Source organism: Lentisphaera araneosa HTCC2155, from assembly GCF_000170755.1.
In the GTDB taxonomy this organism is placed as follows: domain Bacteria; phylum Verrucomicrobiota; class Lentisphaeria; order Lentisphaerales; family Lentisphaeraceae; genus Lentisphaera; species Lentisphaera araneosa.
Genome location: NZ_ABCK01000019.1, coordinates 90,432 through 98,508, shown reverse-complemented (window position 1 = coordinate 98,508; position 8,077 = coordinate 90,432). Strand labels below are relative to the sequence as shown.

General features: G+C 44.4%; 5 protein-coding genes. All 5 read left to right on the top strand.

Annotated elements, in window-relative coordinates:
• Positions 1 to 44 precede the first annotated feature (44 nt).
• Complete coding sequence (locus tag LNTAR_RS17510; RefSeq protein WP_337998509.1) at positions 45 to 1,409, top strand: Gfo/Idh/MocA family oxidoreductase; 1,365 nt, start codon at positions 45 to 47, stop codon at positions 1,407 to 1,409.
• Positions 1,406 to 2,485, top strand: coding sequence for a pyridoxal-phosphate-dependent aminotransferase family protein (locus LNTAR_RS17505; RefSeq protein ID WP_007280085.1), 1,080 nt, complete (start codon positions 1,406 to 1,408; stop codon positions 2,483 to 2,485). Before LNTAR_RS17510 ends, LNTAR_RS17505 begins: the two co-directional genes overlap by 4 nt.
• Positions 2,485 to 3,267 (top strand): LicD family protein, encoded by a 783-nt coding sequence (locus LNTAR_RS17500; RefSeq protein WP_007280084.1) that lies wholly within the window; start codon positions 2,485 to 2,487, stop codon positions 3,265 to 3,267. Before LNTAR_RS17505 ends, LNTAR_RS17500 begins: the two co-directional genes overlap by 1 nt.
• A 186-nt stretch (positions 3,268 to 3,453) precedes the next feature.
• Positions 3,454 to 5,220, top strand: a complete 1,767-nt coding sequence (locus tag LNTAR_RS17495) for an Hsp70 family protein (protein ID WP_007280083.1) — start codon at positions 3,454 to 3,456, stop codon at positions 5,218 to 5,220.
• Position 5,221: 1 nt separating this feature from the next.
• A complete protein-coding gene (locus LNTAR_RS17490) occupies positions 5,222 to 7,918 on the top strand; it encodes a hsp70 family protein (RefSeq protein ID WP_007280082.1) in 2,697 nt (898 codons plus the stop codon).
• The last annotated feature ends 159 nt before the right edge of the window (positions 7,919 to 8,077 follow it).

The window sequence follows — 8,077 nt, the reverse complement described above, 5'->3', positions numbered from 1 at the left end:
CTGTTATGATGGTTTTATAATGTTAACAAACATGGGATAGACTTATCAGTTCTCCAAAAAAGATCATCACATACGGAACATATGATATGTTTCACGAAGGTCACCTGCGCTTACTTAAGCGAGCCAAAGCTCTAGGTGATCATTTAATCGTAGGCGTCACCGACGAAAACTACGACCGTTCTCGAGGCAAACTCAACGTTATTGAAAGCACTGAAAAACGCGTCCAAACCATCAGAGATTTGGATTTTGTTGATGAAGTTGTTATCGAAACCCACAAAAAGCAAAAAGCCGAAGACATGCAAAAATACGGCATCGATATTTTTGCTATTGGCGATGATTGGGAAGGTTTTTTCGATTATTTAAACGAATTTACGGAAGTGGTTTATTTGAGTCGTACCGAAGGAATCTCAAGTACTCTCTTAAGAAAAGAGAATTACGACCTTATCAAACTAGGTATCGTAGGTCTAGGCGAAGATACGAAGGCTTTTATTGAAGAGGCTACTCATATCCCCAACTTACGAGTTAATCGCATCTACTCTTCAGACGTCAACGACCTTAAAAAAGTTACCAAAGAAGATAATGGTGTGAACTACGGCCATGATAACTATGATGAATTTTTGGACTCTAGTATTTCCGCAGTCTATATCGATACCGCTTTAGAGGAACACTATCCGCTTATTAGAAAAGCACTTGAAGCCAACAAGCATGTTCTCTGTGAAAACCCTCTAGCTCTTCATAAAAGTGAACTTAGGGAGCTACTCAATCTAGCAAAAACCAAAGAACTCCTGCTTTTATCTGCTATAAGAACGGCTTTTTTGCCCGCCTTTAACCAACTACTTAGTGAATTAAAAAATGGCTTGATTGGCGATATCAAGCAAGTCAAAGCTACTCGAACTTCTTCTTTCAAGGATAAAATTTATCCCGACACTTTCATGACTCAAGGGGCAACAAATATTCTATCTTCTTACCCCTCCTTACTCGTGAACAAAATCTTGGGTCGAAGTAAAGATATCACCTTTTTCGACCAAGGAACTGATAACTATGACGTTTCCAATTTAATCATCAGCAAGCACAAAAATGGTGGCATCGGCATTTCTAATGTGGCTACAGGGATTCAATCCAAAGGCGATGCAATCATTTCTGGAACTAAAGGTTATGTTTACATCCCCTCCCCCTGGTGGTTAACGAAAAAATTCAAAGTCAATCACGAAGATGACAACAAGAGTCAGACTTATAAATACGAATTCGATGGCTGTGGCTTGCGTTACATGATTGCGGAATTCGTCTCGCTCATTCAACGCGGTGAACGTAAATCAAAAATGTTATCGCCCAAAGATATGATTGGCATTAACCGTGTCCTTTTGGAATACAACGAACGTAAAATCAAACAATTAGAGAAAGCTCAATGATTTACCAAGACTACGCGATTTTCACTCCTGGCCCCGTTAAGATGTCGGAAGAGATCCTCAAGTTAGGAGCTCAGCAGACTCCTTATTTCAGAAACAGTGAATTTTCCAACATCACCTTTGATTGTGAGAAAAACCTTTTAGAAATGGTTAACGCTCCCGAAGGATCTCGAGTAGTATTCCTTACCGCTTCTGGAACAGCTGGCATGGAAGCCACTGTGATGAATTTGCTGACTCAAAATGACAAGGCCCTAGTTATTAATGGTGGTGGTTTTGGTGCTCGTTTTGTTAAAATCTGTCAAACTCACGCTGTGCCCCATCACGAACTCAAAGTCAAAGATACCAACTTATCTGATATTGCGGAAATCGCACCACAGGAAAAGTTTACTAGCCTAGTTGTCAATGCACACGAAACTTCTGTGGGACACCTCTATGACCTTAATGCCATGGGTGACTATGCCACTAAAAATGGCCTACTTTATATTGTTGATGCTATTTCCATGCTCGTCACTGACCCGTTGGACATGCAAGAATCAAATATCGATGTAGTGATTGCGAGTTCTCAGAAAGGTTTAGGCCTACCTCCTGGACTAACCATGGTTGTCTTAGCTCCTAAAGCCCTTGAGCAAGTTCAGGAGATCAACTCTCTTTATTTCAATTACAAAGATTACCTCAGCAATGGTGAACGTGGTCAAACTCCCTACACGCCTGCAGTGACGATCATGCTCCAACTTCATGGACGACTCGAACAAATCAAAAAACGTGGCGGTGTCGCTCAAAGTATTAACAATGCTCAAGAAGTCGCTCAATACTTTAGAGAAAGCATCAAAGGCCTCCCTCTCGCTGAATACAGCACCTACATGCCTAACGCAATGACCACTCTGACGCCAACTGATGGCAAGTCAGCCATGGACATCGTCAATGATCTAGAAGAGAAATACAAAGTCATGGTCTGCCCCAACGGCGGTCCAGAGCGCGACCTCATCTTCCGAGTTTCACACATGGGAGAAATGACCAAGGAATACACTGACATCCTTATCGATGCCCTCTACGATTACTACGGAAAAACGAGAAGCTAATGATAGAGCCTCAAGTCCTGCGCAAAGCTCAATTGATCATGCTCGACATGCTCATTGAATTCGATGCCGTCTGCAAAAGAAACCAACTGCAATACTGGTTGGATTCGGGAACTCTCCTCGGAGCCGTCAGGCACCAAGGTTTTATCCCTTGGGATGATGATATCGATATTTCTATGCCACTTGAGGATTATCTAAAGTTTAAAGAACTCGGCGCCGAAGAACTCTCAAAGAATATTTATTTGCAGACTTCGCAAAGGGACCCTGGATTCAATTTTGATTACATAAAACTAAGATCCAATAAGGCCAGTATCGTTGAGTTTCACGAAAAAGATCAAGAAATCAATTATCATCAAGGTGTCTTTGTGGATATCTTTCCCATGTTGAATATGGAAGACACAAAAGAAAACCAGAATGATTACGAAGAAACATTAAAAAAGATTCGTGACTACTCCGCTATTAGCCTTCATACTCCCAATGGAAAGAACCTGCCTAAGGAACGTATTCAGCTTACAGAGGCTCTCAAACAAAAGCACCTCGGCTGGGATGTCAGTAATTCAAAAGTGATCTACGGCGGAGAAATGCCCGATGTTGCTGCCGTCTTTGATAAAGAAGAAGTCTTCCCACTCAGCACACTAAGTTTTGAAGGACATCAATTCGCTGTCCCCAAGAACCCAAGTCATTACCTCGACGCGATCTATAGCTTCGATTATCGCCAACTGCCCCCAGAGAACCAACGCAAAATCCACGCTCATAGCATCAGTTTTAACGAGACCAGTTCCTAAGGCTTTTTAGGCAATTCAATTTCTGTTACTTTCAGATCCAGATTTTAAGTTAAAAAAGCTTCTGTTTTACCCCGTTTTTTATTTGCTCAAATCTAAGCGTAACTTGCCTTAAAAATTAGAAGGATTAAAATCTCCCAAATGAATTTATTTTTTGCGTAAAGCGCAAATCACTTTGGAGATATAAAGATGTCTGAAAACAAACGCTATATGATTGGCATTGACCTGGGGACAACCAACTCAGCTCTTGCTTACGTCGACACACAAGACCCCGACAAAAACATTCAAATATTAAATGTCCGCCAGATTATTGCACCTGGTGAAATTGACGCCCTCGAATCACTTCCTTCTTTCCTCTACTTACCTGACGACAATAGTGTCAATTCAGGCAAGTTTAATTTTGATGGTCAAGAAGATAATTCTTACTGCGTCGGAGCTTATGCACGAAAAGTTGCGAGTGATCAAGCCTCACGCGTGATTTCTTCAGCTAAATCCTGGTTGTGCTCGGCTGGTCAAGATCCCACCAGCGACTTTCTCCCTGCTATTGATGATGCCGAAAAGAAACTTTCTCCGCTTGAAGCCATGACGCGTTACCTCCAGCACCTCAAAAATGCTTGGAATAATCAAGTCGCCACTTCGCCTGAGGAATACATCGACAAGCAAGAAGTTATCCTCACTGTCCCCGCTTCCTTTAATGCTTTAGCCCGTGAACTGACCGTGATGGCCGCCGAAGCCTGCGGCATCTTCCCTAACCTTCTCGAAGAACCCCAAGCCGCTTTTTATTCCTGGATCAAAGAGAACGAAGATAACTGGCGCGAAAAAGTAAGCGCCGATTCCTCTATCCTCGTGGTGGATATTGGCGGTGGTACAACTGACTTCTCGCTCATTGGAGTCGATAACCAAGATGGCAATATGGAACTCCAACGTTTAGCAGTTGGCAATCACTTGCTACTCGGTGGTGATAATATGGACTTCACACTCGCTTACGCGATGCAACAAAAGCTCGGCAAGCGTCTCAACGCTCGTCAATTCAGTTCACTTGTGCATCAATGCCGTCAAGCTAAGGAACGCATCCTCGGCGAGGAAGCTCTCGAACGCATCGACATCACTGTTTTAGGCACGGGTTCTAGCCTCATTGGTGGAAGTCTCAAAACCGAACTCACTCAAGAAGAAGTGGATCGATTCATTATCCAAGCCTTCTTACCGGACTGTGAATTAGATGCAGAAGTTCAGCGTCAGCAACGCTCAGGCCTGCGTTCCTTTGGTCTCAATTTTGAATCCGATGCCGCAATTTCCCGTCATTTAGCCGAGTTCATTAAAACAAATGATAATATGCCAAAGACCGTGCTCTTTAATGGTGGTGTGACTAAGGCCAAGCAATTGCGCCAGCGCGTTAGCTCAATTATCAATTCTTGGACGGGTGAAGAAGTGGACATCTTAGCCGACTCTAATCCCGACCTCGCTGTGGCCAAAGGTGCCGCTTGGTACGCTTTTGTTCGCCAAGGTAATTCCATCCGCATTAAAGCCGGCTCCGCCCTCTCCTATTATGTTGGCCTCGAATCCTCTATGCCGGCAATGCCGGGTTTTGCTCCGCCAGTTGACGCCATTTGTGTCATCCCCCAGGGGGCCGAAGATGGCACGAGTTTTGATATCCCCATCGATGACCTCGCCCTGCTCGTTGGCGAAGATAGTCAATTCCGCTTTTTCTGTACAAACAATCGCAGTGAAGATGAGTTAGGGAGCATTGTTCAAGACGCCGATCTCGAACTCGAAGAACTTCCTGCACTTCACAAAAATTTAAGTCTCGAAGCTGATGAAGCACCACGCCTTATTCCCATCAATATGAAAGCTATTTTTACCGAGATTGGTACCGTTCAAGTTTGGGGTGAAGCTAAATCCACTGATCAAAAATGGCGTTTAGAATTTGATTTAGGTGAGGAAGGTAGCCAGCAGTAAAATGACGAATCGCTTCATTGTCGGTATTGACTTAGGTACAACCAACTGTGCCCTCTCCTACGTAGACTTAGAAACTTCTACGGAACCTCAGCTTTTCGAAATCGAGCAAGTAATCGCTTATGGTGAAAAACACCAGCAATACAACTTGCCCAGTTTCCTTTATCGCTGTGAAGAAAACGAGCAAAAGCAACTCGCTTTAGCTTGGGATAAAACACCCAAGTACGTCAGCGGCGAATACGCTCGGCGCTTTGGCGGTGCGAAAGCAGACCGTTTTATTCACTCAGCTAAATCTTGGCTCGTCCACAAAGCTGTGGATCGTGAGCAAGCTATCTTGCCTTGGGGTATTGAAGAAGATGAAAAAATCAGCCCCTTAGCGGCCTCCGCATTCTACCTCAAACACCTCCGCGAAGCTTGGAATCATCAATTCGGCAAAGTCAAAGATAAAGAGGGCTCGCCCTGCTTTCTCGAAGATCAAGAACTCGTCATTACGGTTCCGGCGTCCTTTGACGAAGTCGCTCGTGAACTCAGCTTAAAAGCCGCTTTTGAAGCTGGTTTTAAAAAAGTCACACTTCTAGAAGAACCCTTGGCCGCCTTTTACTCTTGGTTACAAGTGAATCAAAACTGGCAAGAAATACTCAAAAAAGGCGAACGCGTGCTCATCATCGATATTGGTGGTGGCACAAGTGATTTCTCGATGATTGAAGTCAGTGACGACGAATCCCTACGCAGAAATACTGTAGGACCGCACTTGCTCCTTGGTGGAGATAATATTGACCGCACGATTGCTTTTGAAGCACAAAGACGTGCCAAGAAAAAGTTCAATCAACGCGAAATGAGTTCGCTCATTCAAGAAGCTCGCCGTGCCAAAGAAAAAGTTCTTGGTGATGAACAAGTCGAAGATATCAATTTATCCGTTCATTCTGGTGGCAGTTCACTTCTCAAAGGCATGTCACTCATCAAATTTAAACGCAGCGAAATCCTCGACATTATTCATAGTGGTTTCTTTCCGCAAATTGCGATTGACGCAGAAGAACCCGATCGCAAAGTCGGCCTACGTACCCTAGACCTTCCCTATGAACGCGACCCAGCCATCACTAGTCACTTGTTATCTTTCTTGAGAAAAGATGCACAGGTGAGTGGCTACGATTCGATTAAATTCCCTGAGCATATCCTTTTCAATGGTGGGACAATGATTCCCCTCAGCTTTCGCGAACGTATCCTCAAGCAATTAGAAGCTTGGTCAGGGCAAGAGATCAATACGCTCAACTCAAAAGGCTTAGATATTGCCGTAGCTCATGGCGCCAGTGCATACGGCCTCAGTAAGAGTGGTTTAGGCACACAAGTGAAGGGTGGCATTGCCCGTTCTTACTTCCTGCAAATTGCTAGCGAAGAAGGCGATAAATTCATTTGTATCATGCCACGCGATACTGAAGAGCATAGCATACAAAGCTGTGACAAAGTATTTACCCTCAAAACCAATAGCATTGTGAGTTTCCCGCTTTATAGCTCAGAGACTCGCCTACAAGATCAAGCCGGCGATATACTCGCTAGTGACGCCGAGGACATTTCTGTACTCTCTCCCTTGAGCACCTCGATTTCCTACGGTAAAAAAATTCAAGACATACGTGTTAAAATCAAAGCCTCAGTCAATGAGAGTAATTCACTCGAAGTCTGGCTCGAAGCGATTGATACGGATCATAAATGGCAACTGCGTTTTGACTTGCGCCAACTTCACGAACAAGAAGTCTCGGAAGAAGTGCAAGAAACGATCACTGTTGATGAAGAACTTCTCACAAAAGCCAGCCAGTCTATCACTGAAGCCTTTACGGAAAGTGACTCCAAGTTACTCAAATCACTGATGAACAAGCTCGAAGCCGATCTCGAGCTCCCTCGAAAGCAATGGTCACTTGTCCTTTGCCGTCGCCTCGCCGATTTGCTCCTGGATTTAGATAGTAGCGAACTTCGCAAAAAAGCCAGTACAGAGGCACGCTATTACAATATCTTGGGCTTTATGATGCGTCCGGGCTTTGGCGATTCACACGATCAATTCCGCGTCAATAAACTTTGGCCCTTTTGGTTTAAGGGAGTCCAAAATAAAAATGATTTACAGAGTCAATGTGAATGGTGGACACTCTGGCGCCGTTGCACAGGAGCACTCAGCCGTGGACGTCAGGAACAAATGGCGCATAAACTCGCCACGGAACTCAATAGCAAAAAGAATGCCAATGCTCAGCTCAACCGCGAAATTAAACGTTGCCTCGGCGCTCTCGAATTAAGTCCGATCAAATTCCGTCGTAAAATACTCGGTGAATTTAATGAACGTGCCACACGCTTAGACGATGTCGAATTGTGGATGATTGCCCGCATGGCCGCCCGACGTCCTATCTACGCCCCACTCGACCTCGTTCTACCTGCTAAGAGTATCACTTCTCTCACCACACTGATTATGCAGACCAATCCCAAGAAACTGACTAATATGCATTACCTCTGCCTGAGTCGAGTCATGAGCCTAACGGGTAACCCCTCCTTAGATATAGCCGAAAAAAACCGCGAAGCCGCCATTCAATTCCTCAAGAAGAATCAGGCACCCAAACACTTTGCGCAAGCCATCCAAGAAGTCGTCGAAGAAAAAGTCGAAGATCAAAGCATCGTCCTAGGCGATAGCATCCCCATCGGCCTCAAACTCCACCAAGACTAACAAAGTTTTAAGCTCGTTCCCAAGCTCACTTTGGTCTCACCTGTAGATAAAAGCTGGGAGCCCCGCATTCTATGCGGAAGTTGAATACGAAGTCTATCAAAGTGATCAGATCGTTCGCAGTCTCACTGCAGTTAAAGACTTAATTTTTGTAAAGTTGGC